The following is a 24,447-nucleotide window of genomic DNA, read 5'->3' on the forward strand; positions in this document are numbered from 1 at the left end:
CTTCTGGCCACGGGTGTCGCACGGTGGTGCGGCACCCGTAGGTTGGTCAGGTCGAAGGGAGACCTGATGGCGATCTGCGACTTCTGCAACGACGAGTGCGACGGGATCCGCTACCCGGCGGACACCGTCAAGGCGGCCGCGGTCAGCGGGTTCCGGCCGCGTGGCGCCATCGCCACGGGCGACGCCGTCGCCCGGAACCTCGGCCTGAGTGATTTCAACATGTCGGACCAGTGGCTCGCGCAGGTCATGGCCGACTCCAGCGCCTGGGCGTTGTGCCCCAGCTGCGCCGAGGCGCTGGAAGCCCACCTCGCCAATGCACCGGCGCAACCACTCCCACCGGCGTGGCCCGACGCTCCCCCTTCCCGCAAACGCCGTTGGAGACTCTTCGGGCGAGAGTGAGGCCCACGCCTGCACGCGGTCCGGGTCGGTTCGAGGCCGAGCAGGTGGAGTCAGGCCGCCGGGTCGGCCCTCAGCTGCCGGGCCAGGGCGGTCGCCTCGTTGGTCTCCGCCTCGATCAGCATCAGCATCGCGACCCGCGCCGAGTCGTCGGAGGCGCCGAGCGCCGCCGCCGTCAGCGCCTTCACCGTCGCGAGCTCGTGGATCAGGTCGGACCAGATCTGCGCGGTCTCCCGCATCGCCGCCCGCTGAGCAGGCGGGACCACCGCGATCTCGTCCAGTTCTTCCGGTCGATGCGCGTACAGGCCAGAACTCACCGTCTTCTCCCCCACGTCGTCGCACACCCAGTACGGCACGCCACAGTGACGAGCCGTCCCCGCCCGAGTTGGGACTGACTTGATGCACCAACAACGCCACAGCCCGCCGAGAGTTACGGCCAGATCTCGAAACACGCTCAGCAGGATTGCCGCGCCGCTCCCAGCTCCGCCTTGCTGACGCCTTCTCGGTACGGCGAGCCAGGCCCGCACCTCACGGCTGCTGCTGGAAGGTGTGGCGGCGGATCCACGCGTGCATCGCGATGGCCGCCGCCGCGCTGGCGTTGATCGAGCGGGTGGAGCCGTACTGGGCGATGTTCAGTACGTCGGTGCAGATCTCGTGGGCGGCGTCGGTCAGGCCGGGGCCTTCCTGACCGAACAGCAGGACGCAGGCCTCGGGGAGCTGGTACGTCTCCAGCGGCACCGAGCCGGGCAGGTTGTCGATGCCGATCACCGGCAGGCCCTGCTCGTCGGCGTACGCCGCCAGGTCGGCGAGCTGCGGGTGGTGGCGGACGTGCTGGTAGCGGTCGGTGACCATCGCGCCGCGGCGGTTCCACTTCCGGTTGCCGACGATGTGCACCTCGCGGGCCAGGAAGGCGTTCGCGGTCCGGACCACCGAGCCGATGTTCAGGTCGTGCTGCCAGTTCTCGATCGCGACGTGGAACGGGTGCCGGCGCGCGTCCAGGTCCTCGACGATCGCCTCCAGCCGCCAGTACCGGTACTTGTCGACCACGTTGCGGCGGTCACCCTCGGCGAGCAGCTCCGGATCGAGCCGCGGATCGGTCGGCAGGGCGCCCGGCCAGGGGCCGACGCCGACCTCCGCGGGACCGACGAGATCGGCTCCGACCAGGTCAGCAGCACTGTCACGATTAGCCTCTTGCACAGGTGGGGACGCTACCCTGTCGGCGTGATGATGCAGATGGCGATGCTCATGCCGAACTGGATGGACCCGGAGTTCCTGCTGAACTGGCTGGGCGACTGGGCTCTGTGGGGCACCGCCGCGGTGATCTTCATCGAGTGCGGGCTGCTGTTCCCGATCCTGCCCGGTGACTCGCTGCTGTTCGCGGTCGGCCTGTTCGTCGCGCTCGGCACCATCGACGTCCCGCTCTGGCTGGCCTGCGTGGTGCTCACCGTCGCCGCCTTCCTGGGCAACGTCTCCGGCTACTACATCGGCCGCGCGCTCGGGACGACGCTGTTCAAGAACCCGAACGCGAAGTTCCTCAAGCCGAAGTACATCGAGGACACCCACGCGTTCTTCGACAAGTACGGCCCGCGCGCGCTGGTGCTGGCCCGGTTCGTGCCGATCGTGCGCACCTTCATCACCGTCACCGCGGGCGCCGGCAAGATGGACCCGCGCCGGTTCTTCTTCTGGACCGGCATCGGCGCGGTCCTGTGGGGCACCGGCGTCACCCTGCTCGGGCACGCGCTCGGCCGGGTCAAGTTCATCCACGAGCACCTCGAGTCGGCGCTGATCCTGCTGGTCTTCGTCTCGGTCATCCCGATGATCGTCGAGTACGTGCTGGCCAAGCGACGGGCCAAGGCGCACGACAACGGCCAGGGCCACGACGAGCGCTACGACACCGAGGCCGAGCGGACCGCGGTGATGGAGAAGATCAACAACGAGTGACCGTCGCCCTCAATGGGCGAACGGGAAGTGCGGGTCCGACCAGACGTAGTCGGTGCTCAGCGTGACCAGCGCGGCCACCGCCACCTCGCCGGACGGCAGCGGCCCGATCACCTGACCGGAACCGAGTGAGCAGGCCACCCGGATCCGGTCCACCGCCTGGTACCAGACCAGCGCCCCCCGTGGCGCCGCCCCCTCGCGCAGGAGGGCGTGGTGATCGAGCCACTGCAGCGCGTCGGCCGAGTCGTGCCAGCCGCTGTCGTTGGCGTAACCGAACGCCATCCGCTGGAACTTCAGCGTCCAGTCCTGCCAGGCGGTGGAGCCGATCCGCTCCAACTGCCAGTCCAGGGCCGGTTCCGTCCCCCTCGGGTTTGCCACCCGCTCTGCCATCTGGCGCTCCATCAGCTTTCTCCCCCCGTGGCGAGATCAGCCTTCCGCACCCGCATACAGCGTCCGTACATTCAATTTTTGAACTTCTTCGCGGGCCCGGGCGACCCGGGCCTCGTTGCCGATCTGCTGCCAGGCACGCACCGCGCGCTGCAGGTAGCGGCGGGCGAAGTCGGCGTTCCCGGTCGTCGCGTGCAGCAGGCCCAGCTGGTACGCCGCCTCGCCCTCGACGCTGCGGTCACCGAGCCGGTGGCCGATCTCGATCGCGTCCAGCAGCATCCTGCGGGCCGCCGCGTCCTCGCCGACCGCGACCAGCGCCCGCCCGAGATCGGCCCGCGCGTACGCCGCGCAGTGGTCGTCGCCGATCTTGGTGAAGATCGCCAGCGAGGCCTGCAGCTGGCGAACGGCCTGGTCGGGCCGGTCCTGGTGGACCCGCAGCGTGGCGATCCGGCGCCGCACCTTCGCCTCCCGGTGCCGGTCTCCCCGCCGTACGCCGAGCAGGAACGCCTCGGCCAGGTAGCGCCCGGCGGTCACCGTGTCGTCGCGGGCCAGCCAGATCGAGGCGACCGCGCTGCGCGCTACCGCCTCGCCGTTGGCGTCCCCGACCTCGACGAACGCGCGGACGGCGTTCTCGTACTGCTCCAGGCCCTCGTCCGGGCGGCCGCGCTCGCGCAGCCAGGTCCCGACGCCGACCGCCGCGATGCCCTCGCCGAACCGGTCCTTGACCTCGGCGAACAGCTCGGCCGCGGTGGACAGGTGCTGCCAGGCCGCGTCCCAGTCATCCTGGTACAGCGCGAGCTGGCCCAGGTTGCGGTGCAGGATCGCGGCGCCGCGGCGGTCGCCGCAGGCGATGGCGCTGAGCAGCCCCGGCTGGTGCGACTCGTTCCAGTCGTCGAAGCCGGCCCGCATGTCGAGGTACGGACCCCACGCCGCGGCCAGCCGCCAGGCGTGCTCGTGCAGGCCGTTCTGGGCCGCGGCGCGGATGGCCGGCACGAAGCTGCTGCGCTCGCTGTCGAACCAGGCGATCGCGTCCGTGTCGGTGAACGGCTGCGGGTCCGGTGAGAGCAGCGGACCTTCGTAGTCGAGGTTGCCGAAGTAGCCGAACGGCAGGGCCGCGGCGGCCCGGCGTACCTTGGCCAGCAAGGCGTCGAGCAGCGTGGCCAGGTCCTTCAGCGCGTCGGCCTTCTGGATGTCGTCACCGACTCCGATCGCGTGCAGCCGCAGCAGGTCGTGCACCCGGTAGCGGGCCTTGCCGGTCGGGTCGATCGAGCTGATCTGCACCAGGTTGACTTCGATCAACCTGTCCAGACTCCGCCGTACGACGGCCGGGCTGGCGACCGGCTCCAGCACCCGCGCCGAGAACTCCCCTACGGCGAAGTGCCCGATCAGCCGGTACAGCCGGGCCTCCTCCGGGCTCAGCGAGTCGTAGCTGAGGTCAGCACTGGTCCGCACGGCCAGCTCGCCGATGGTCAGCTCGTCCAGCCGGTGGGTCTCGTCGCGGAGCCGCCGGGCCAGCTCGCTCGGGCTCAGGTCCGGCCGCTGGGCCAGACGGCTGGCCACGATCCGGATCGCCAGCGGGAGGTTGCCGCAGGCCAGCAGGATCTCCTCCGCAGCAGGAGATCCCCGGTCGATCCGGCCGTTGCCTGCGACGCGCAGCAACAGCTCGGTGGCCTCGCGGTCGTCGAACGTGTCCAGCGGGATCGGGTCGGCGCCCGCCAGGTCCATCAGCCGGTTGCGGCTCGTCACTACTACCGCTGACGCTCCGGTGCCGGGCATGAGCGGAGCTACCTGGCTGGCCGACGCCACGTCGTCCAGGATGATCAGCACGCGACGGCTGGCCAGCTCGGAGCGCAGCATCGCGGACCGCCGGTCCGGGTCAGCCGGTACGGCGAAGTCGGGCATGTTCAGGCTGAGCAGCAGGTCGGTCAGCGCACCGGCCGGGTCGCGCGGGTCGGTGGCGCCGCGCATGTCCAGGTAGATCTGCCCGTCGGGGAAGGATTCCCGGACCAGATGGCCCAGCCGGACCGCCAGCGAGCTCTTGCCGGTGCCGGGCGCTCCGGAGATCACCGCGATCGGCGGGCGGACCGGGTCGCGGCCACAGACCAGGTCGCGCAGCTGGTCCAGGTACTCGCTGCGGCCACTGAAGTCGGGCAGATCGAGCGGTAGCTGCGACGGCGGGCGCTGCGGCTCGGTCAGAGCGGGTGCGGACATCGGACCGGGCAGCTCGGCCGCCTCCTGCTTCGGCGTACGGGCTGCTGGGATGCCTGGGTCCGGCCAGTTCGCGGTGTGGTTGTTCTGGGCGCGGGAGCCGGCTGCTTCGAGCTCCGGGCCCGGCTCGACGCCCAGCTCGTCGGCGAGCGTGCGGACCGCCTTGCTGTACGCCGCTCGCGCCTCGCTGGTCCGGCCGGCGGCGACGAGCGTGTCGACGAGGCGGCGCCACAGCTGTTCGTCGTACGGGTCCTCGGTGAGGCGGTCGCTCAGCAGTACGGCGGCGCCGGCCGGGTCGCCGTACTGGAGACGCAGGTCGAGCAGGCTGTCGACCAGCCCGCGGTGCTGGGCCTCCAGGCGGGCGATCGAGCCCTCCCAGGCCGAGGAGATCCCCAGGTCGGACAGCGGGTGGCCGCGCCACAGGTCGTAGGCGCGGGACAGCACCTGCATGGCCTGGCGGGTGTCACCGGCGTCGCGCAGGTGGCCGCCCTCGGCGAGCAGCGACTCGAACATGCTGGAGTCGAGCTCGTCGACCCCGACCTCGATGCTGTAGCCGGCCGCGGAGGTGTCGATCGGCGCGGGCAGGCCCGCGTCCTGCAGCGCGGCTCTGAGCGCGCGCACGTAGGTGCGGATGTTGGCGGTCGCGGAGCGTGGCGGGGAGGTCTCCCAGAGCGCGTCGGCGATCAGGTCGGTGGAGACGAACCGGTTCGGGTGCAGGAGCAGGGTGGCGAGCAGCTGACGCGGCTTACTCGCGCGTAACTGCTGGTTCGGCAGGTGCGCGACCCGCAGAGGCCCGAGGATCTCGTACCTCAGACTGTCCACTTGGCTGCCCTCTCAACTGTTCCGTTCGCGCCCCATCGTGGCATCCCGCGGTCGCTCCGGGAAGGCTGGAGGGAAACGATGTACGTCCCGATGTACGCCGGATGTATGCGCGCCGGGCAGTCTGGGGGCAGGTACCGGGGGGAGGGCAGGCCCGGGGGTGACGGACTCATCGCCGTCGCACCCCGGGCCTGAATTTTTTGTCTAGGACCCGGTGAAGGGCGGCTGGCCGTCCTGCGGGCCGGGGGCCGCGGCGGGCGGGCCGGCGGACTGCGGCGGAAGCTGCTGCTGACCGCCCGGCATCTGGGGCTGGATCTGGCCCGAGGACTGGTTTCCCGGCGGCATCTGCGGCGGGGTCTGCTCGCCGGCGACCGAGCCGATCGTCCCGAAGGAGACCTGCGGGACCGCGCGCACGCTCTCGTCCTTGACCTCGAAGTAGCCGGCCTTCTCGAACTTGAAGCCGTTGGCGATCAGGTTCGACGGGAACGACTCGATCCGGGTGTTGTAGTCGCCGACGTTGGCGTTGTAGAACCGCCGCCCGGCCGCGATCCGGTCCTCGGTGTCGGTCAGCTCGCGCTGCAGCCCGAGGAAGTTCTGGTTCGACTGCAGCTGCGGGTACGCCTCGACCGAGATCATCATCTGCCGCAACGCGCCCGAGAGCTGCCCCTCGGCCGCGGCCCGCTGCTCCGGCGTCGCCCCCTCGGCGCCGACCGCCTGGGTGCGCAGCCGCGCGACCTCCTCGAACACGTGCCGCTCGTGCGCGGCGTACGCCCGCACAGTCTCGACCAGGTTCGGGATCAGGTCGTAGCGCCGGTGCAGCTCGACGTCGATCTGCCGCCACGACTCCTGGATCAGGTTCCGCTGCTTCACGAACCGGTTGTACGAGACGATCAGCGCGATCGCCAGGATCACGACGAGCGCCACGATCACGATGATGACTGCGGTCATTTCCCTGCTCCCGAGGTAGAGGTACTCCGGAGCCTAACCCCGCTCCGGGTCCGGCTCGGCGTACTCGCTCCAGACCTGCCGGGGGATCTCGCCGACCAGCTCCGCGAGGAACTCCAGCCGCCGGACCAGCCCGTCCTCGCCGACCCGCCCACGCTCCCAGGCGAGCAGGTCCCCACCCATGATCCGCCAGCCGACCTCGCCGAGCTCGACCTCCACCGAGGGAAGCTTCCCCGGAAGCTGCATCACCACGACGCCGAAGTGGGTCGGGACGTGCTCCTGCTCGCGCAGGTCGTAGGTGTGGTGCACGACGTAGCTGTAGTCGAAGGCAAGGAACTTGCGGTTCGCCCAGGTGCCGCGGACAACGTTCGTCACCTGCTGCTCGGAGCCGCGGCCGAACGGCTTGCCCGGCCAGCGGTCGACCAGGCCGGGCTCGTCCGCGAAGTACCGCCAGTCCCGCTGCTCGGCGATGCCACTGACCAGCTCGCCGCGGCTCCAGTCCTGGCTCCGCCGGTAACCGCGGGCCGCCAGTGCGGCGACCACGAGCGCGATCACCGGCAGCGCCAGCTTCAGCGTCTCCACGGGCGCGTCAGCTCAGGCCGAGGTCTTCCAGCCCGAACAGCCAGCGGTACTCCAGGCCTTCGGCCTCGACCTTCTCCTGGGCGCCGGTCGCGCGGTCGACGATCACCACGACGGCGACGACCTCGGCACCGGCCTCGCGCAGCGCCTCGACGGCGGTGAGGACCGAGCCGCCGGTGGTGGAGGTGTCCTCGACCGCGAGCACCCGGCGGCCCTTCACCTCCGGGCCCTCGACGCGGCGCTGCAGGCCGTGCGCCTTCTCGGCCTTCCGTACGACGAACGCGTCCAGCTTGCGGCCCTGCGCGGCGGCCGCGTGCAGCATCGACAGCGCGACCGGGTCGGCGCCGAGCGTCAGGCCGCCGACGGCGTCGTACTCGAGGTCCTTGGTGAGCTCCAGCAGCTGCGGCCCGATCAGCGGCGCCGCCTCGGCGTCCAGGGTGACCCGGCGCAGGTCGACGTAGTAGTCGGCTTCCTTGCCCGAGGCCAGCGTCACCTTCCCGTGCACGACGGCCTTGTTCTTCACCTGGTCCAGCAGGGCATCGCGATCTGAGCTCATGAGGCCACAGCTTAAGTCAGCGCTTCGGATCCGTTCTCACCAAGTGCGCGAAGGCGACCGAGCGGTCCGGGGAGTGGAAGAGGTCCTGGCACGTCGTGAGCGTGAGCATCGGCTTGGTCGGAGCCGCGCCGGGCTTGCCCGGGACCGGGTCGAGGACCCAGGTGTCGGCCGGTTTCACGGTCAGGTCCTTCGGGGAGCCGTCCAGCTCGTAGGTGTAGACGGCGTCGCTGGTCTCGACGATCACCTGGTCGCCTTTGCGCAGCTCCAGCAGCTTGCGGAACGGCGAGCCGTGGGTGACCCGGTGCCCGGCGATCGCGAAGTTGCCGTTCTCGCCCGGCAGCGCGGTGTCGGGGTAGTGCCCGATCCCGCGGGCCAGGTCGTCCTTTCCGACGCCCTCGACCACCGGCTTCTCCCAGTCCGCGCCGAACTTCGGGATCCGCAGCAGCGTGATCGGCGTACCGGGCGCAGGCGCTGTCTCCTGATCGGTGGTCCAGCGCTGACGCAGGTCCTGCTCGAGCTGGTCCATCTGCCGGTTCGAGGTGATCCCGGTGCCGAAGTACTGCCAGCCGACCCAGCCGAGCAGCCCGACTCCGGCCACCAGCAGCAGCACGCCCAGACCCCTGACCAGCCCCCGTCCCATGGCGACCAGTATGCAGATCGACTGCAAAGCCTGTGTACGTCGTGTCGATGGACGCACGTGGTTGCCGGGGACGACGATGTGGACGGCGATCGTCGAGGAGGACGCAGTGAAAGCGCTGGTGAAGGCGAAGAACGAGCCCGGCCTGTGGTTGCAGGACGTGCCGGAGCCGCGGATCGAGGCCGACGAGGTCCTGATCAAGGTGCTCCGGACCGGGCTGTGCGGCACCGACCTGCACATCCAGAACTGGGACGCCTGGGCGCAGAAGAACGTCCCGGTCCCGATGGTCACCGGGCACGAGTTCTGCGGCGAGGTGGTCGAGATCGGCGCCGGCGTCCGCGACGTCGCGGTCGGTGACGTGGTCAGCGGCGAGGGGCACCTGGTCTGCGGCCGCTGCCGCAACTGCCGGGCCGGCCGCCGGCACCTGTGCATCAAGACCCGCGGCCTCGGCGTGCACGTCCCGGGCGCGTTCGCGGAGTACGTCGCCCTGCCGGCCACGAACGTCTGGGTGCACCGCGACCCGGTCGACCTGGACGTGGCCGCGATCTTCGACCCGTTCGGCAACGCCGTGCACACCGCGCTGTCGTTCCCGGTGGTCGGCGAGGACGTCCTGATCACCGGCGCCGGCCCGATCGGGATCATGGCCGCCGCGGTCGCGATCCACGCCGGCGCCCGGAACGTGGTGATCACCGACCTGTCCGACTACCGGCTCGACCTGGCCCGCAAGCTCGGCGTCACCCGCGCGGTGAACGTCGGCGAGGAGAGCATCGCCGACGCCCAGCGCGAGCTCGGGATGCGCGAGGGCTTCGACGTCGGGATGGAGATGTCCGGGCAGCCGGTCGCGCTGCGCGACATGCTGGCCAACATGAACCACGGCGGCAAGATCGCGATGCTCGGGCTGCCGTCGGACGAGATCGCCATCGACTGGGGCACGGTGGTGCTCAACATGCTGACGATCAAGGGCATCTACGGCCGAGAGATGTTCGAGACCTGGTACTCGATGTCGGTGATGCTGGAGCGCGGTCTCGACCTCGGCCCGGTGATCACCCACCGGTTCGGGTACGCCGACTTCGAGCAGGCCTTCGACACCGCCCGGCAGGGGCAGTGCGGCAAGGTCATCATGGACTGGACCACCCCGACGTACGAGGAGAAGCACTGATGTTCGGCCGGATGCGCGACGACCTGACCACGACCATCGGCGAGATCCGCGACGCCGGGCTCTACAAGTCCGAGCGGGTGATCAGTTCCCCGCAGAACGCGGCCATCGCGACCGCGGGCCAGCAGGTGCTCAACTTCTGCGCCAACAACTACCTCGGCCTGGCCGACCACCCCGAGGTGATCGCCGCCGCCCGCGACGCGCTCGACCGGTGGGGCTTCGGGATGGCCTCGGTGCGCTTCATCTGCGGCACCCAGGAGATCCACAAGGACCTGGAAGGGGCCCTGAGCAACTTCCTCGGGACCGACGACACGATCCTGTACAGCTCCTGCTTCGACGCCAACGGCGGCCTGTTCGAGACGCTGCTCGGTGCCGAGGACGCGGTGATCTCCGACGAGCTCAACCACGCCAGCATCATCGACGGCATCCGGCTGTCCAAGGCCAAGCGGTACCGGTACAAGAACCGCGACATGGCCGACCTGGAGGCCCAGCTGAAGGACGCGGCCGACGCGCGCTACCGGCTGATCGCGACCGACGGTGTCTTCTCGATGGACGGGTACGTCGCCCCGCTGGACGAGATCTGCGACCTGGCCGAGCGGTACGACGCGCTGGTGATGGTCGACGACTCGCACGCGGTCGGCTTCGTCGGGCCGGACGGCGCCGGTACGCCGTCGCTGTTCGGCGTGAAGGACCGCGTCGACGTCGTGACCGGGACGCTCGGCAAGGCGCTCGGCGGCGCCTCCGGCGGTTACGTCTCGGGCCGGGCCGAGATCGTCGAGCTGCTGCGGCAGCGCTCGCGTCCGTACCTGTTCTCGAACTCGCTGGCCCCGTCGGTGACCGCCGCTTCGCTCAAGGCGCTGGAGCTGATCGGCGGCTCGTCGGACCTGCGCGACAAGCTCGCGGCCAACACCACGCTGTTCCGGACGAAGATGACCGAGGCGGGCTTCGACGTGCTGCCGGGTGACCACCCGATCTCGCCGGTGATGATCGGCGACGCGGCCGAGGCGGGCCGGCTGGCGGACAAGCTGCTGGAGCTGGGGATCTACGTGATCGGGTTCTCGTACCCGGTCGTGCCGCACGGCAAGGCGCGGATCCGCACACAGCTGTCCGCGGCGCACTCCACTGAGGACGTCGAGCGCGCAGTCGCGGCGTTCGTCGAAGCTCGCGCCGCGCTGGCCCAGCCCTCGGGCGCCTAGTTCTTCGGCGCCGGCCCGTCCTCGATCGGGGGCGGGCCGGTGTGCTCGCGGACGGCGTCCAGGTAGATCCGGTCGGCGCGCTCCTGGATGCGCTCCTCCGACTCGATCCGCAGCTGCTCGCGCTTGGTCAGCTCACGCTCCCGGGCCATCGCCAGCTCGTGCTTGCGCTGGCGGCTCTGGCTCACACCCCAGATCAGCCAGCCACCGCAGCTGAGGCCCAGTACGAACAGGACACCGAGCAGGGTCTGCAGCAGTTCCATCAGGCGGCCTCCGTCGCTCTCCGCTTCCAGACTATCGCCCAGCGCAGCAGCCCGCCGACGACAACGGCCTCACCAACCAGTACGGCAACAGCAACGCCAGGGCTCCACCAGTGCGCCAGGCTGAGGTACCAGCTGCGCACCAGCAGCACCACCGCAGGTCCGAGGATCGCAGTGGCCAGTACGGCGTACCCGGCGTAGATCAGCTTGGCCCCACGCGGGTACTGAGCGACGCCGGCCGGCCCGCGGCGCAGGAACGCCCCGGCGAATCGGAACGACTCCCCCTGCAGGTTCGACGTCGCGGTGGCGTGCTCGAGCATGTGGTAGCCGTCCAGCTTCAGCACCGGGACCAGGTTCGCCACCACCGCGACCACACCGAACAGCAGCAGCGCGCCCGCCAGGCCGTGCCACCAGCCCGACTGCGGCCCCCACCACCAGAGCGCGCCGAACGGGATCAGCGCGACCAGGTTGACGTAGATCCCGGCGAACGACGTGACGACCCGGTGCCCGCGGTGCGGGAAGGTGACGACGTCGTCGACCTTGCAGTACGGCGCGATCATCGGGAACCGCCACATCACCCCGATCTCGGTCGGGCGGCCGCCGTACCGGACGCAGGCGATGCCGTGGAACAGCTCGTGCCCGGCGATCACCAGCCAGCCGACGGTCAATCCGATCACGGTCGCGGTCCAGCGCGAGGGTGAATCCGTCACCGCCGACCAGAGCGTGCTCCAGTCGAGCAGCACGGACACGGCGACCGCCGTACCGAGCAGTGCCAGCGGTACGGCGACCAGCGGGTTCAGCAGCCAGCCGATGCGGCCGGCAAGTCGTACAGCGAACTCCGCCGCACCAGGTAACGGCCGCCGCCACAGCAGCGGCGACCTACCTGCAGCACGGCGCGCTACCTCCGCCTTCTCCCGTACGGCGTCCAGCTGCTCGGCGGCGGCCGGCTCCATCAGCGCATGAGCGTGCAGCAACCCCAGCAGCTGTTGCCAGTGCGCCTCCCCGAGCCGCTTGCCGAACTGCTCCGCGTAGGAGGCCCCGATGTCGGCCAGCGACCGAGTGCCGTCGAGCTGCGCCATCAGGAACGCCTCCCGCGGACCCACGCGCAGGAACGCCTGGGTGTCGCGGTCGCCGATGATGTGCACGACCGACGGCCCCCTGAGCAGGCCGGGACCGATCCGGACAGTCGAGCGCAGCGCAGGCCTGGCATCGTCCAGCCAGCTACTGGCCGCTGGACCGCTGACGGTTGTCATCCCGCGACCGCGGCGGGCTCCAGCGCCCGCTCGATCAGGTACGACAGGTAAATCTCGTCCAGGATGGCCACACCGAGGCGGTTGTTGGTCATGTGGATGTAGCTGCTCAGCAGCACCGCCGCCCGAGCCGCTGGATCGAGAATCGGCTCCCGCTCAGTGCCACCGGTCCGGCTGGGGAACAGCAACCGAGAGGCCTCCCCGTCCAGCTTGTCGCGCAGCTCCCGGCAGTGCGCCAGCCAGGTCCGCTCGATCCCCGACAGCTGCTGCCCGGTCTCCCCCGCGCTGATCGTCCGGATCCGGTCGACCCGCTCGGTCAGCGACGCCCTGGTCAGCGCGAAGCTCTTGTCGAAGGAGTCGTGGTAGTCGTCGGACGGCTCCTGGTACGACGTCTCCCAGAACCCCCGGTAGCGCTGGAAGAACTGGCGCACCGCCTCGTCGGTCTCCAGGAACGAGTACGCCGTTAGCAGCGACAGCTGCGTCGCCAGCCCGAGCAGCACCGGGCGGACGTGGGTGTTGGAGGTGGCGAGCAGCTTGGCCACGAGGTCGCTGGACGCCTCGAAGTGCCACTCGCCGATCTCCATGCCCACCGGGCCGCCGTACCGGTCGAACTCCTGGTCGTAGGCCATCAGCGCGACGCTGTTGTTCGGACGGAACGGCATCTGGCCGTCCTCGCCGTACTCCTCGACGAAGCGCTCCTCGCCGTACTCGGCCAGGTACATCTTCTTGTAGATGTCGCCGAGCCCCTCGACATCGGTGTCGTAGAGCGCCGGTCTGCGGGCCAGGAACGCCTCGATCGCCGCCGTCGCCCGCCGGGTCACCTCGGTGCGCAGCTCGGGCCGCGACGGCCGGAACCGGATCCGCAGGTGCGGGCCCTCCATCCAGTACTTGATGAAGAACCAGCGGTCGATCAGCTCCTCCTCGCGCAGCTCCTCGACCAGCGGCCGGACCGCCTCGACGAGGATCGGGTTGGCGTCACTGGCGTAGAAGACGTGCAGGGCCACCCACTCATTCGTCATCGCAGTCCCTCCCGGTGTCGTAGAGCTCGATCAACAGTTCGCAGACGTGCGGCCGGCCGTGCTCGTCGGTCAGCCAGAGCTCGTCGGTGTCCGGGTTCGCCTCGGTGAGCACGATCCGGGACGCGGCGCCCAGCGCCAGTTGTTCCAGCAGCTGCAGCGACATCCAGCTGTCGAAGTCGACCGGCAGCGGCTTGCGGCCGGCCTTGCGCTCGGCGCCCGGCGTCTCCGGGGTGTCCGGAGCCGCGCCGTCATCAGCCGGCGACTTGGCCGCCGCGTTGTCGATCTGGGCGAACAACCGCGTGGGCAGTCCGTGGTCGAGTCGCCAGCGCCGGACGCGCAGCAGGTGCTCGGCGTCGGAGTGCGCCGGGTCCCGGAACGGGAAGACCGCGGTGTTCAGCTTCCACATCCGCCGCTGCAGCACCAGGTCGCCGAGCACCAGTCGCGGGTACGCCTGGATGCCGTCGACCGGGATCGGGTCGCCGGTCCCCGCCCACAGGTCGATCTGCGCCATCCCGCTGGGCGAGAAGCAGAGCAGGATCTGCTGGATCTCCGGCAGCGCCATCGGCATCAGGAAGCCCAGGTAGACCGGGACCACCTCGCGGCCGAGCCGGGTCGACCTCAGCCGGACCCGGTCGGCCTCGGCGTCGTGCACGAGATAGAGGTCGTCCAGCGCGATCTGCTCGTCCTTCGGCCGGGTGCTCGCGTCACCAGGACAGACGATCTCGTACTGCGTGACGGCGGGGTGCACATTCAGGTTCGTCGTCTCGTAGCCGCCGCGCAGCTCGGCCAGGACGGCGCCGTCCGGCGCGTAGTCCCGGAGGATCTCGCTGATCAGCTCGGTCGCGCCGTCGTCGAGGCTGTGCGCGAACCGGGAGAACATCAGCGTCAGGCCGGCGTACGCCTGGTTGAGGATCAGCCGGCCCGGGTCCTCATCGGTGCGCGCGAGCTGGGTGAAGAACGACCACGGCTGGGCGAGGCCCGGCGGCAGTTCCCGGCGTACGGCGTCGACGAAGTCCGGGCCGAGGCGGATCTCCTCGGTGCTGGTCGGGATCCCCTTCAGGTGCAGCGACGCGACCTCGCGGGCCTTGTCGACCGCGACGATCTCGGGCAGCTTGAACCAGTTCTCCTGCGGCACGAACGCGTTGTCGTCGTCGAACTGGCGGCGGCGCAGCGACCGGCGCGTGTAGGGGTCGAAGAAGTCGCGCTGGAACTCGTGGCAGAACCGGACCACGTCCTGGCAGTCGCCGCCGACGCCGTACCGGGCCTTGAAGAATCCCTTGGTGGTCAGGCGTCGGGACACGTTGAGGTCGAACGCCGGCAGCAGGTCCGCGAGATCGGCGAGATCCGGCAGCAGCGTGCGCTCCCAGAGCCCACGGTCGACCTCGAGGCCGTTGCCGGTGATCGTCGTGTCCTCGTAGATCACCGTCCGCGGGACGAGCTGCTCGGAGGCGCCGAGCAGCTCGAAGCAGGCCCGGACGTGGTCGCGGATCGCGTTCAGGATCGCGGCGCGGCCGCGGGCCGGCGTACTGGGGTAGGCGTCGACCAGGTCGACTGCAGCCTGCAGCGACGCGGCCAGCTCCTGCAGCGTGGGGTGGTCCTGCGCTGTGAGCGCGGCCAGCAGCACCTTGGTGGGATCGCTCGCCCGCAGGTCGATCTGCAGGTCCGGCGCGAGCAGGAAGCCCAGCCGGAGCAGGTGGCCGATCAGCTGGTCGGCCTCCGCCGCTGTCCGCCCTTCGGCCTTGGCTGCGATCTGCTGGCTCAGCTCGGCCAGCGTTGGCCGGTCGTCGCGGGTCAGCGCGACGACGTCGTCGAGCGCGGGGCCGCTGGGCAGGAAGAACAGGTTCTCGTGAACGTTGTCGAGGGCAACAACCGCGTCGGGGTCGTTGCCGGCGGCGGTACGGCGCCGGACGTAGCGCATCGTCTCGCCGTCCGAGCTGGCACCCGGCGCGAGACTCACCCGCAGCCCGGAGCGCAGCGTCGGATCAGCCAGTACGACGGCCGCCAAGCGGGCCAGGACGGCGATGTTCAGCCGGACCGTGGACCGCTGCTCCAGCGAGGTGGGCTCCGGGCGCGGCCGGGTCGCGGTGTCGCTGAAGCGGCCGAGGCCGACCGAGGTCAGCGTGCTGAACGGGCTGGTCTTCAGCGCGGCCCGGTAGAGCAGCTCCAGCAGGGTCCGCTCGACCTGACGGCCGTGCTTGTCGACCTTGCGCTTCGGGTCGAGGTAGCGGTCCATGTTCTTCTCGAGGACCTCGGACTGCAGCAGTACGGCGCCGCGCAGCTTGTCGTCGGCCAGCAGCTCCCGTGCCCTGACGCGCGCTGCGGCCAGGTCCTCACCGAGTACGGCGACGCCCTGGTCGAACAGCTCCCGCACCCTGTCAATGGCTGCGATCCACTGGTGCGTAAGGCTGCGGACGGCGTCCGGCAGCAGCGGCTCGGCCCTGGTCACCGTGGCCGGGCGCGGACGCCTGCCGTTGAAGGCGTCCCGGCGCAGGTTGATCAAGGCGACTCGCTCGGGGTCCTCCGGGTCACGCGTCGCCAGCTCGGCTTCCAGCGCCTCCCTGACCTCGCTGGCCACCGCATCCCGAACCGCCTCGGCGGCGAGCACCTGCTCGGTCCAGTCGACAGCAGCTGGCGTCCGCAGTACGGCGACTGCTTCGGCGGGCTGCCCGGCGACCCGCAGCAGAAAGCCGGAGCCGAGCCGCCAGCCGGAGGCCGTACCGGCGTCTGGGCTGTAGGGAGTGGAGAGGACGTCGGTCATCGCTGGTCTCCTTGCGCCGCGCGGTGGTGCAGGCCGTGGTCGTAGCCGGCCCGGCCGACGCGTTCGTGGCCGAGCAGGAGGAAGAGCATGCTGCGCTCGTCGGTCTCCTCGATCCCCAGGAACTCGTCGGCGGCCAGGTTGTCGATCCCGAGCACCGCTCCGATCCCGAGCCCGTGGGCGGTGGCGGCGAGGTAGCTGGTCTGGGCGAGCTGGCCGACCTCGACGCTGAGCATCCGGTAGCCACGGGCGCCGTACGCCGCCAGCAGCGCCTCCAAGCGACCGGTGATCACCACGACCGCCGCGACTTCGCTGAGGTTGTAGTTGGTCAGCGCGTAGTGCCGCTGGACCTCCCGGTAGTCGAACTCACCAGCACGGATCAGCTGGTGGGCTGCGGGGTCGTAGGCGTAGGCACGCTTCTCCAGGCCTTCCACTGCGTTCGGCAGCACCCAGAGGCGAGTCCAGGGGTCCTGTCTCGGCGCCGGCTCGATGTCCGATCCGGCACGGGTCATCTGGGCGGTGGTCGCCAGGACTGCGCCCAGGTCGGCGGTGCTGAGCTTGGGGTAGGCGGAGAAGAGGCCGAAGCTGGAGCGCCTGGTGCGGAGGCTGGTGGTGAGGTCATGCGCTGCTGTCTCCGGTGTCGGCAGCTGGACAGTCTCGCCGGTGATGGGCTGCGGGGTGACGGCTGCTTTAACCGGTCGGGGCTGGTCGCCGACGAGAGTGGCGGCGTGGACGCGCTCGACCAGCTCGAAGTCACGGACGCGTTCGGACTTCTCCCACACCCTCAGATGCTGTGGCTGCGTTGGCTGGGCTTCGCTGGTGACTGCTGGGCCGAGCGGGACCACCACGAAGGGCGCCTCGGTGCGGCCGTCGACGGCGAGCGCCGTACTGACCGGTGCCTCGTCGAACCACAGGACCGGCTCGACCACGTGGCCGGCCGCGGCCAGGACCAGCCGCCAGGAAGCGAGCAGCGCGCCCACGTCCTGGGTCACCACGTGGTAGCTGAACGAGTTGTACTTGAACGCGTTCTTCCAGAACTTCAATGTGGCCACGAGATACAGCCCGGCGTCGACACCGGTAGCGGCCGCCAGGTCGGCACAGCGGTTGGCTGAAGAGAGCCGGTCGAGGCTGTGGTGGGCGGTGTCGTAGTGGTAGACGCCAGTGCGCAGCGGCGCCCCGGCACCGGCGACCAGGTAGCTCTCCGCCGGGTACATGCCGCCGCCGGACGCCGTCGGTCGAGCCCACACAGGCGCTGCGGGCTTGAGCTTGGCAGCGCTGTCCTCGTTCCAGTTCAAGCCGGTGCGGCGGTCGATCAGCCCGTAGCAGCCCAGCACCGATGCCAGTACGTCGAGCGACGGCATCCGGTCGTCCGCAGGTCCCACCGCACGGGCCGCTGCCTCCTGCACCTGCAGCGACGGCAACTGCGCGAACGGCACAGGCAGCGGCAGCTTCGGCGCGTCCAGGTACAGCTTGTGCCGCGACGGCTGGTCACCCCAGTCCACCTGGAAGCCGAGCGGCGGCAGGGGCACCCGCTGCCGCTCGAACATCCGGCGTGCGTAGTCCATCGCGACCGCGGGGCGGCTCGGCCCGGCAGCGGCGTCGATCTGGCTGGTCACCTGCGCTCAACTCCTACGGAAGACGGTGGACTCTGGCTACGGCGCTTAGGGGAACGGGTGCGGCACCCGGTGCAGCTGCTCGGGCGTCAGCGGCTGGGAGGTGCGGCCACCGGCGTACGGCGCCCAGAGGGTGCGCGGCATGGTCAGCACCCGCTGCCGCTGCCAGCCGAAGTCGATCGGGATCAGCCCGGGCACGATCGTCGCCACCGTGCGCAGCCCCATCGCCAGCTGCTCCGGCGTGGTCTGGTCCACCACGACCGTGTCCATCCCGCGCTCGGCGAACAGCGCGACGATCTCCTCGACCGGCTCGCGCAGGTCGGTGACCGGCGCACGACCGGTGGTCCAGTCGGCGAACACCTCGTCCAGCGGCGTCACCTCGCTCTGCCGCAACCAGTGCTGCGCGTGCTCGGCCATCTCCGGCATCCCGAACAGCAGCGCGTGGTGCGCGAGCTCCCCGACGTTGCGGTAGTCGGTCACCATCGGCCGCACCTCGTCCAGGCTCTCCGTCACCCGCTCCTCGAACCCGGTCACGTACGACGCCACCTCACACACAGCAGCCCGTACGGCGTCCGCCGGGTCCAGCGAGGCGCCACCGGCGAAGCAGAGCGTGCCCCGCCCACCGTCACGCCGTACGGCGACCGCACCGACCGCCGGGACCGGCAGGTCGACCCGGATGTCGAAGCAGCGCAGGTCGTAGCCGAGCAGGTCGACGTGCGCGCGCATCTGCCGGACCAGCGGGTTGTCCACGGTGTCCAGGTCGATCTCGGTCGGCGTCAGGCCGCCGTACCAGCTGATCAGGAAGGCGTCGCGCTCGATCAGCTCCAGCTGGCCGTGCAGCACCGCCTCGGTCACCGAGCTGCCGGAGGCGCACCCGTTCGAGCACTCCTGCACGGTGTTGCGGTGGTCCTCGCGGTGGTCGAGGTAGTAGACGATCTGCTCCGGGACGAGCAGCGCGCGGTCGTCGCGGACCGACCAGCCCCAGACCCAGGGCACCTTCGGATTGGTTGCCCAGGGCACGTACTTGTCGGCGTGCCCGACGTAGAAGTCCGGGGTGTAGAGGCCGCACTGCTCCATCTCGACGTACGGGACGGTCAGCTCGGCGGGGGTGGCGCGCAGCGCCACGTCGACCCGGCGGGGGCGCTGGCCGGCGTCGCGTTCGAGTCCTTCGAGAGCGCCCAGGAGCTCGCTGCGCCGGTAGCTCTCGGCGTGGCCGCTCCACCACATCTCGTGCAGGCCGTACTTGCTGCGAACCTCGAAGTGGCCGCTCGCGGGGGCGGTCGCGGTGGCGTGGTAGGCGCGGATCGCCGGGCCGCCGAGCATGCCGCAGACCGGGTTGGCCAGGGCGTCCATCGGGAGGTTCAGGTCCTCGGGCTTGCGGGAGCGGCCGCTGCCGGGGCTCGACGCGGGGGTGCCGACGAGTTGGATGCGGGCGTTGTCGGCGGTGTCGGGGCCGGGCTCGGCGCAAGCGTCGCAGGAGGAGTCGCGGATCAGGCCGTAGCGCTCGACGCGCGCGGTGCGGGTGTCGATCTCCCACACGGGGTACGCCGGGCCGTCAGGAGTCGCCTCGCTGGCGACCCGGCTGAGCGTGGCAGCGACGGCGAGTGCGTGCTGACCGGGCATGGTCGACGCGGTGGTGAGGACGCCGTGCGGGTGGTCGAGGATGCGGCGCTCGACGGTAGGGCGACAGACCACCCAGCGACGGTCGAAACAGGTAGGACAAGGTCCAGAGCCACCAGGGGTCGCTGCCACCACCAGTGTGCCTGCATAGAGGCGGATGCTGACGGTGGTTCCAGATGACCCGATCGTGGTGCGGTCCTCCTGGCCCGGCAGGCCGAGCACCGCGAGGTCCAGGGTCAGGACCGGGCCGGGCGGCAGCAGTGCGGCGATCGCCGTACCGGCCGCAGTGACCAGGGCGGCAGGGTCCGCCGTGGGAGAGGGCGGGTGGGCTTCCAAGGTCGTCACTGGTGCTGCTCCTTCACGGTCGGGGCGGGAGGGGTGAACATGCTGCGGACCAGGGCCCTTGGTCCGCAGCACTCAGCTCACGTGCACACCGTCAGCCGCAGCTGGAGGTGCTGGTGCTCGTCGAGCAGCAGCTCGAGGTGCTGCAGGAGCAGCAGCTGGAGCAGCTGCAGGACGAGCTGGTGGCTGCGAGGTCGAGCGACGGGTCGGTGATCTCGTCGACCTCGAAGGTGACGGCCTCGAGGTCGAGCAGTTCGAGGCCGAGCGACTGAGTGCTCATGGCGGTCTTCCTTTCTTTCTGCTGCGCGGCTGGTCAGCCGCGTCTGGGCGGAACGGTTGGAACCGGTACGACGGGCAGGCAGCGATCAGCCGCCGCCGCACCCGGTGCTGGTGCTGGTCGAGCAGCAGCTGGACGTGCTGCAGGACGAGCAGCTGGAGCACGAGCAGCTCGAGCTGCACCAGCCGGCGGCGTCCTGACCGAGGTCGATGATGTCCTCGATCTCGAACGTCGCGGTCTCGAGCACGAGCAGCTCTTCGCGAAGCGCCATGGTGTTCACCTCCTTCCTGGGCGGGTGGGAGCCGCCACCCGGCCGGGCGGCGGAACCTGTGGGGAGGCAGTACCTGGATCAGCTGGCACTGCTGCAGCTGCAGCTGGAGCACCCGCAGCAGCTGGACGTGCTGCACGAGGAGCAGCTCGACGTACTGGTGCTGGAGCTGCACCAGCTCGCAGCCTCCATCCCGACGTCGGCGATCTCCTCCACCTCGAAGGTGGCGCTCTCCAGCGAGAGCAGTTCGGCGGTCAGATCGGTCATCACGAGTCCTTCGCTACGGGGACAGACGAGCGGAAGAGCAGCACCCGGGCGACGGCGGTGACGCCGATCAGGTCGGGTGGGGTGAGATCGACAACGGCAGCCCGCTGAGTGATCTCTTCATCAGTGACAGAACGGGTCAGCTCGGTGGGCTGCACCTCTGAACCGTCGGACCTCAGTCCACTGAGATCAGCATCCAAGCCGAGGCGATGTTCCGTGCGTGCGAACGAGGTACCGGCCAGCTGGCGCTCACCGACCACCGAGAGCAACGCCTCCTCGGCCGCTGCCACCCAGGAGCTCCCCGAGCGCGCGATCCGCACGTTGCCAACAGCAACCACCGCGACCGGCACAGCACCCCGACCGCACTGGAAGGACACTCGGTCCCCAGCAGCCGTCAGCTCGTTCACCAGGATCATCAACCGCCGGTACTGCTGCGGCTCCAGCGCCTGCTCGATCAGCTCGTCGGAAACACTCGACACCGGCAGCTCTCCGCGCGCCACGGCAGCGACAGCAGCTGCTCCAGCCGCCGCGACCAGGGCACGCGAGACCGCCTCAGCCTTCGTCGGCGCAGCAGCGAGCCCACCGAGATCCGGCTCGAACTCAGCCGCGTTCCAGTCCAGCGGCCCGGCCAGCACCGCCGCCCGATCCACCGCCAGCGCTCGACCGGTCCCTACCTCGGTCGCCGCGACCTGGTGCGGTCGAGCCGGCCCGACACCCAGCCAGGACTCCAGCAGCTCCGGTACGACGTACTCCGCATCAGCAGCCGGCTCCTGCAGCAGCTGACAGCGCCGATGCAGGTTGACCGAGTACCGGATCGCCGCAGCCTCCAGCGCCGCCAGCCGCGCCTCCAGCACGGTCTCGACGCCGAACGACACGAGCGGCTCAGCATCAGCAGCTGGAGCGAGCAGCACCGCCGTCTTCACCGGGATCTGCGGCACCGCGTCGTCGTCGAACCGCCGCATCAAACCTGTGGAGTCAGCGACGACCGAGTCGAACCGCCGGTAAGCAGTCTCCACGCTGTCGGCCGCCTCCCCCGGACTCGCGGCCTTGGGCGCCTCAACCGCCGGATGCGCGACCACGTGCTCGGTGTGCACGGTCAGCCGGTCCGGATCGACCAGCACGACCATCTCGTCCAGATCCGACGCCATCACGCCCGAGAGCTGCTTGAAGATCTCGAACCCCGCGACGTTCAGCAGCATCGTCGCCGCGACACCAGGTAGCGCAGCCCGCGCCGGAGCCGTCGACGGGCCGGCGACCGCGGCCTGCCACAACTCCGCCGTACCGGCGACCGCGTTGTCGCTCATCCGCAGCAGCGCCGACTGGATCGACACCGACCCCTGCCAGGGCCCGGCGACGAGCTGATCACCCACGCGTACGAGCGGCAGGAACGCCGTACCGGTCTGTCGGGCCTGCTCAGCAAGGGCGAACAGCTCCGGCGACGGTCCGTCCAGCGCCACCAAGCACACCAGGTCGGCGGGCTCCGCCGTCGTCTTCACGAAGCCCTCGGCGCCTGAGCCGACCCCGTTGGCGCTCAACGCGGCCGCGAGCGTCCCGGTCGCCTCGTCGTCGGTGCCGATCACCACCACCCGAGCTGCGGCGACCCGGGCGAACCCGCTCCCGTCGTCGCCGTGGTGCTCGAGCAGCGCGATCTGGCTCGGGTAGCTCGCCCGCACCTCCTCGGCGATCTCCGCGCCGACACCGTCGAGCACGACCCCGCGCGAGGCCAGGGTGCCGAGCAACGACTTCACCGCCCCGACGTGCGCCTCGGGGAGCCCGGCAACGATTTCACCGAGCGCCTTGCTGCCGTCGAGGTGCGGCAGCAGCGCCGACAGGTACCGGTACGCGCCGGCGCCGCGGATCACGAAGGGGCCGTCGGCACCCCGGACGTAGACCCCGTCGAGGGTCTCCAGGAAGGCGACGTCCTGGCGCATCCGCGGACGGACGAGTTCATCGGGCGGGTTGGTCACGGTCGCTCCTCGGGCGGAAGGAAGGCGGTACGGGGCTCAGCTGATGTCGCGACGCCGGATCAGGACGGCGGCCACGGTGGTGCTCACGGCGATGTAGGCGACCAGGACGAGACAGGCCGCGGGAACGTTCAGGTAGTCGACGACGCCTGGGGTTCCGCCGTCGCCTTGGGTGGGTGCGCCCAGGCCGCCGACCAGCGAACCGCTGGCCGAGCCGAGCAGGACGTAGCGGACAGGTTCGAGCCCGGGCAGGATCCCGGCGAGGCCGGAGAGCGCGTTCTCCAGGCCGAGGGTCCAGAGCAGCCCGGCGGCGAGGGCGACCGTCGTACCGCGGAAGACGACGCCGAGGGCGGCCCCGACGCTCATCCAGGCGGCCGAGATCAGCGCGGCGGCGCCGAGCGAGCCGAGCAGTGCGCCGGCTGAGGGCCAGTCGGCGGCTCGGCCTTCGACTGCGCCGATGATCGCCGATGAGGCGACCGCCGCGGCCGCGGCCGCGAGCGCGATCACGGTGGTCGCGATCGCCGCGACCACGAACTTGGCCAGCAGCACCTGCACCCGGCCCGGACCCTGGCTGAAGCGGGCGGTCCAGGTGTTCCACCGGTACTCCGAACCGGTCACCAGCACGCCGAGGATCAGCATGATCGCGCCGCCGAACAGCGGGTAGCTGCTCAGCGAGGTGGACGCGACCGCGTTCGGCAGCAGGATGTCGAGCAGCTCGGCGCGGCCGGCGTCGGACGGGTCGAGAACGCTGTAGATGATGTACGGCACGACGAAGGCGAACCCGACCACCATCAGGATCCAGGCGATCCCGATCACGACCGGTGCCATCCGCTTGCGCAGCAGCAGGCCCTCGGCGGCGACCGCGTCGATCATGACTCCTCCGTCGGGTCGTCGTCGTGGCTGGTCAGGGCGAAGAAGACGCCTTCCAGGGTCTGCCGCTCGCGCCGGACCTCGTGGATGTCGATGCCTGCGGCAACCAGTGCGCGGATCAGGCCCGGGACGTCGTCGGGCGCGGAGGCGAGGTGCAGGTGCCGGTCATCGGCGTCTCCATCCTCAACTGGCGTTTGACCTGTGTACTCCGCGAGGACGCGCGCCGCCTGGTCGGCCGGCGTCGCCCACACGTCGAGCGTGACGCTGCCGGGCCGGTCCCGGATCGCGGTCACGGTGTCGTCGGCGAGCACCAGGCCGCGGTCGATCACCACCACCCGGTCGCAGATCTGCTGCACCTCGCCGAGCTGGTGCGACGAGAACAGCACCGTCGTACCGCCGGCTCCGAGCGAGCGGACCAGCGCGCGCATCGAGGCGACACCCTCGGGGTCGAGGCCGTTGGTCGGCTCGTCGAGGATCAGCAGCTTCGGGTCGCCGAGCAGCGCGGCGGCGACGCCGAGGCGCTGGCCCATGCCGAGCGAGTACCCGGTGAAGCGGTCGTTGCCGCGCTGGTGCAGCTCGACGACCTCGAGGACGCGGTCGACCTCGGTGTCGGGCAGGCCCTTGGCGCGAGCCAGGACCTGGAGGTTGGTCCGGCCGGACAGGTGCGGGACGAACGCGGGGGTCTCGATCAGGGCGCCGACCCGGCGCAGCGCTTCCGGCGTACCGGGTGGGCGGCCGAGGACGCGGACCGTCCCGTCGTCCGGGCGGACCAGGCCGAGCAGGATCCGCAGCAGGGTCGTCTTGCCGGCGCCGTTCGGGCCGAGCAGGCCGTAGACCTGTCCGGGCAGGACTTCCAGGCTCACCCCGCGCAGGGCCTCGACCTTGCCGAAGCGCTTCCGGACCCCCGCGACCTCGACGGTCGCGGTGGCCGCGCCGACGCTGTCCGGGCGTGGCTGAACGGTCTCGGTGGGCACGGGAAACCTGCCTCTCGGGTCTCATTCCTGAACAGGTGAAAATCATTCGACAAATCGCACCCAATTCAGGCTCCCCAGCCGGGCACGAGGCTAACAGAACGTTTCTCCGACGGCGAGAACTTCTTTCGTTCTGCCCATGTTTGTCAACAGATCGTCA

24 protein-coding genes are annotated in these 24,447 nt (G+C 70.4%); 5 read left to right on the top strand and 19 right to left on the bottom strand.

The annotated features are described in order from the left end of the window. Positions 1–66 precede the first annotated feature (66 nt). Positions 67–399, top strand: a complete 333-nt coding sequence (locus AB0M01_RS15550) for a hypothetical protein (RefSeq protein WP_363669703.1) — start codon at positions 67–69, stop codon at positions 397–399. A 50-nt stretch (positions 400–449) separates the two neighbouring features. Here AB0M01_RS15550 and AB0M01_RS15555 read toward each other — a convergent pair whose 3' ends face one another. Continuing rightward, a complete protein-coding gene (locus AB0M01_RS15555; RefSeq protein ID WP_363669705.1) occupies positions 450–713 on the bottom strand; it encodes a hypothetical protein in 264 nt (87 codons plus the stop codon). Between the two features lie 211 nt (positions 714–924). After that, positions 925–1,593: an RNA methyltransferase gene (locus tag AB0M01_RS15560; protein WP_363669707.1), complete on the bottom strand. Its 669-nt coding sequence runs from the start codon at positions 1,591–1,593 to the stop codon at positions 925–927. Positions 1,594–1,620: 27 nt separating this feature from the next. Between AB0M01_RS15560 and AB0M01_RS15565 the strand changes: the two genes are divergently transcribed. Beyond that, positions 1,621–2,337 (top strand): DedA family protein, encoded by a 717-nt coding sequence (locus tag AB0M01_RS15565; RefSeq protein ID WP_363670566.1) that lies wholly within the window; start codon positions 1,621–1,623, stop codon positions 2,335–2,337. Positions 2,338–2,346: 9 nt separating this feature from the next. Here the strand turns inward: AB0M01_RS15565 and AB0M01_RS15570 are convergent, their stop codons facing one another. The 6 genes from AB0M01_RS15570 to AB0M01_RS15595 form a co-directional block, all read right to left on the bottom strand. Beyond that, the gene (locus tag AB0M01_RS15570) at positions 2,347–2,724 is read right to left on the bottom strand and encodes a hypothetical protein (RefSeq protein ID WP_363669709.1); all 378 of its coding nucleotides are present in this window, start codon (positions 2,722–2,724) and stop codon (positions 2,347–2,349) included. 36 nt (positions 2,725–2,760) lie between these two features. Beyond that, positions 2,761–5,751, bottom strand: a complete 2,991-nt coding sequence (locus AB0M01_RS15575; RefSeq protein ID WP_363669711.1) for a BTAD domain-containing putative transcriptional regulator — start codon at positions 5,749–5,751, stop codon at positions 2,761–2,763. Between the two features lie 201 nt (positions 5,752–5,952). After that, positions 5,953–6,696 (bottom strand): LemA family protein, encoded by a 744-nt coding sequence (locus AB0M01_RS15580; RefSeq protein WP_363669713.1) that lies wholly within the window; start codon positions 6,694–6,696, stop codon positions 5,953–5,955. Between the two features lie 33 nt (positions 6,697–6,729). Next, positions 6,730–7,275 (bottom strand): hypothetical protein, encoded by a 546-nt coding sequence (locus AB0M01_RS15585; RefSeq protein ID WP_363669715.1) that lies wholly within the window; start codon positions 7,273–7,275, stop codon positions 6,730–6,732. Between the two features lie 7 nt (positions 7,276–7,282). After that, positions 7,283–7,828, bottom strand: a complete 546-nt coding sequence (gene pyrE / locus AB0M01_RS15590; protein ID WP_363669717.1) for an orotate phosphoribosyltransferase — start codon at positions 7,826–7,828, stop codon at positions 7,283–7,285. A gap of 16 nt (positions 7,829–7,844) precedes the next feature. Further along, positions 7,845–8,468, bottom strand: coding sequence for a class E sortase (locus tag AB0M01_RS15595; RefSeq protein ID WP_363669719.1), 624 nt, complete (start codon positions 8,466–8,468; stop codon positions 7,845–7,847). 106 nt (positions 8,469–8,574) lie between these two features. Here AB0M01_RS15595 and tdh point away from each other — a divergent pair, with 106 nt between their 5' ends. Together tdh and AB0M01_RS15605 are read left to right on the top strand one after the other, a co-directional pair. Further along, entirely contained in the window at positions 8,575–9,624 is a 1,050-nt protein-coding gene (gene tdh / locus AB0M01_RS15600) for an L-threonine 3-dehydrogenase (protein WP_363669721.1), read from the top strand. Further along, on the top strand, positions 9,624–10,817 hold the full coding sequence (locus tag AB0M01_RS15605) for a glycine C-acetyltransferase (protein ID WP_363669723.1): 1,194 nt from the start codon (positions 9,624–9,626) through the stop codon (positions 10,815–10,817). Before tdh ends, AB0M01_RS15605 begins: the two co-directional genes overlap by 1 nt. Here the strand turns inward: AB0M01_RS15605 and AB0M01_RS15610 are convergent. The 7 genes from AB0M01_RS15610 to AB0M01_RS15640 all read right to left on the bottom strand — a co-directional run bounded on the left by AB0M01_RS15610 (position 10,814) and on the right by AB0M01_RS15640 (position 19,953). Beyond that, positions 10,814–11,077: a hypothetical protein gene (locus tag AB0M01_RS15610; protein ID WP_363669725.1), complete on the bottom strand. Its 264-nt coding sequence runs from the start codon at positions 11,075–11,077 to the stop codon at positions 10,814–10,816. The genes AB0M01_RS15605 and AB0M01_RS15610 overlap by 4 nt on opposite strands. Next, positions 11,077–12,327, bottom strand: a complete 1,251-nt coding sequence (locus AB0M01_RS15615) for a M50 family metallopeptidase (protein WP_363669727.1) — start codon at positions 12,325–12,327, stop codon at positions 11,077–11,079. Before AB0M01_RS15615 ends, AB0M01_RS15610 begins: the two co-directional genes overlap by 1 nt. Then, positions 12,324–13,343 (bottom strand): thiopeptide-type bacteriocin biosynthesis protein, encoded by a 1,020-nt coding sequence (locus AB0M01_RS15620; RefSeq protein WP_363669729.1) that lies wholly within the window; start codon positions 13,341–13,343, stop codon positions 12,324–12,326. The genes AB0M01_RS15615 and AB0M01_RS15620 overlap by 4 nt, the downstream gene beginning before the upstream one ends. Next, complete coding sequence (locus tag AB0M01_RS15625; protein WP_363669731.1) at positions 13,333–16,101, bottom strand: lantibiotic dehydratase; 2,769 nt, start codon at positions 16,099–16,101, stop codon at positions 13,333–13,335. Before AB0M01_RS15625 ends, AB0M01_RS15620 begins: the two co-directional genes overlap by 11 nt. Next, positions 16,098–17,714: a SagB family peptide dehydrogenase gene (locus AB0M01_RS15630; protein ID WP_363669733.1), complete on the bottom strand. Its 1,617-nt coding sequence runs from the start codon at positions 17,712–17,714 to the stop codon at positions 16,098–16,100. The genes AB0M01_RS15625 and AB0M01_RS15630 overlap by 4 nt, the downstream gene beginning before the upstream one ends. Before the next feature lie 45 nt (positions 17,715–17,759). Continuing rightward, positions 17,760–19,676 carry a TOMM precursor leader peptide-binding protein gene (locus AB0M01_RS15635; RefSeq protein WP_363669735.1) on the bottom strand — a complete coding sequence of 639 codons (1,917 nt, stop codon included), beginning with the start codon at positions 19,674–19,676 and terminating at the stop codon, positions 17,760–17,762. Positions 19,677–19,767: 91 nt separating this feature from the next. After that, on the bottom strand, positions 19,768–19,953 hold the full coding sequence (locus tag AB0M01_RS15640) for a hypothetical protein (RefSeq protein WP_077018662.1): 186 nt from the start codon (positions 19,951–19,953) through the stop codon (positions 19,768–19,770). A 56-nt stretch (positions 19,954–20,009) separates the two neighbouring features. Here AB0M01_RS15640 and AB0M01_RS15645 point away from each other — a divergent pair, with 56 nt between their 5' ends. Next, positions 20,010–20,150, top strand: coding sequence for a hypothetical protein (locus tag AB0M01_RS15645; protein WP_363669738.1), 141 nt, complete (start codon positions 20,010–20,012; stop codon positions 20,148–20,150). Between the two features lie 149 nt (positions 20,151–20,299). Here AB0M01_RS15645 and AB0M01_RS15650 read toward each other — a convergent pair whose 3' ends face one another. The 4 genes from AB0M01_RS15650 to AB0M01_RS15665 are packed head-to-tail and all read right to left on the bottom strand — an operon-like array spanning position 20,300 to position 24,290. Next, on the bottom strand, positions 20,300–20,485 hold the full coding sequence (locus AB0M01_RS15650; RefSeq protein ID WP_363669740.1) for a hypothetical protein: 186 nt from the start codon (positions 20,483–20,485) through the stop codon (positions 20,300–20,302). Next, entirely contained in the window at positions 20,485–22,449 is a 1,965-nt protein-coding gene (locus AB0M01_RS15655) for a hypothetical protein (protein WP_363669742.1), read from the bottom strand. Before AB0M01_RS15655 ends, AB0M01_RS15650 begins: the two co-directional genes overlap by 1 nt. A gap of 36 nt (positions 22,450–22,485) precedes the next feature. Then, on the bottom strand, positions 22,486–23,319 hold the full coding sequence (locus tag AB0M01_RS15660) for an ABC transporter permease subunit (protein ID WP_363669744.1): 834 nt from the start codon (positions 23,317–23,319) through the stop codon (positions 22,486–22,488). Next, the gene (locus AB0M01_RS15665; protein ID WP_363669747.1) at positions 23,316–24,290 is read right to left on the bottom strand and encodes an ABC transporter ATP-binding protein; all 975 of its coding nucleotides are present in this window, start codon (positions 24,288–24,290) and stop codon (positions 23,316–23,318) included. Before AB0M01_RS15665 ends, AB0M01_RS15660 begins: the two co-directional genes overlap by 4 nt. Between the last annotated feature and the right edge of the window lie 157 nt (positions 24,291–24,447).

The organism is Kribbella sp. NPDC051770, from assembly GCF_040681455.1.
Classification (GTDB): domain Bacteria; phylum Actinomycetota; class Actinomycetes; order Propionibacteriales; family Kribbellaceae; genus Kribbella.

Bases quoted from the DNA above. Each gene is read 5' to 3' on its own strand.
- AB0M01_RS15550 (WP_363669703.1), top strand. From the start codon at position 67: ATGGCGATCTGCGACTTCTGCAACGACGAGTGCGACGGGATCCGCTAC.
- AB0M01_RS15615 (WP_363669727.1), bottom strand. From the start codon at position 12,327: ATGACAACCGTCAGCGGTCCAGCGGCCAGTAGCTGGCTGGACGATGCC.
- AB0M01_RS15625 (WP_363669731.1), bottom strand. From the start codon at position 16,101: ATGACCGACGTCCTCTCCACTCCCTACAGCCCAGACGCCGGTACGGCC.
- AB0M01_RS15565 (WP_363670566.1), top strand. From the start codon at position 1,621: ATGATGCAGATGGCGATGCTCATGCCGAACTGGATGGACCCGGAGTTC.
- AB0M01_RS15640 (WP_077018662.1), bottom strand. From the start codon at position 19,953: ATGAGCACTCAGTCGCTCGGCCTCGAACTGCTCGACCTCGAGGCCGTC.
- AB0M01_RS15595 (WP_363669719.1), bottom strand. From the start codon at position 8,468: ATGGGACGGGGGCTGGTCAGGGGTCTGGGCGTGCTGCTGCTGGTGGCC.
- pyrE (WP_363669717.1), bottom strand. From the start codon at position 7,828: ATGAGCTCAGATCGCGATGCCCTGCTGGACCAGGTGAAGAACAAGGCC.
- AB0M01_RS15570 (WP_363669709.1), bottom strand. From the start codon at position 2,724: ATGGCAGAGCGGGTGGCAAACCCGAGGGGGACGGAACCGGCCCTGGAC.
- AB0M01_RS15580 (WP_363669713.1), bottom strand. From the start codon at position 6,696: ATGACCGCAGTCATCATCGTGATCGTGGCGCTCGTCGTGATCCTGGCG.
- AB0M01_RS15605 (WP_363669723.1), top strand. From the start codon at position 9,624: ATGTTCGGCCGGATGCGCGACGACCTGACCACGACCATCGGCGAGATC.
- AB0M01_RS15660 (WP_363669744.1), bottom strand. From the start codon at position 23,319: ATGATCGACGCGGTCGCCGCCGAGGGCCTGCTGCTGCGCAAGCGGATG.
- AB0M01_RS15610 (WP_363669725.1), bottom strand. From the start codon at position 11,077: ATGGAACTGCTGCAGACCCTGCTCGGTGTCCTGTTCGTACTGGGCCTC.
- AB0M01_RS15650 (WP_363669740.1), bottom strand. From the start codon at position 20,485: ATGACCGATCTGACCGCCGAACTGCTCTCGCTGGAGAGCGCCACCTTC.
- AB0M01_RS15620 (WP_363669729.1), bottom strand. From the start codon at position 13,343: ATGACGAATGAGTGGGTGGCCCTGCACGTCTTCTACGCCAGTGACGCC.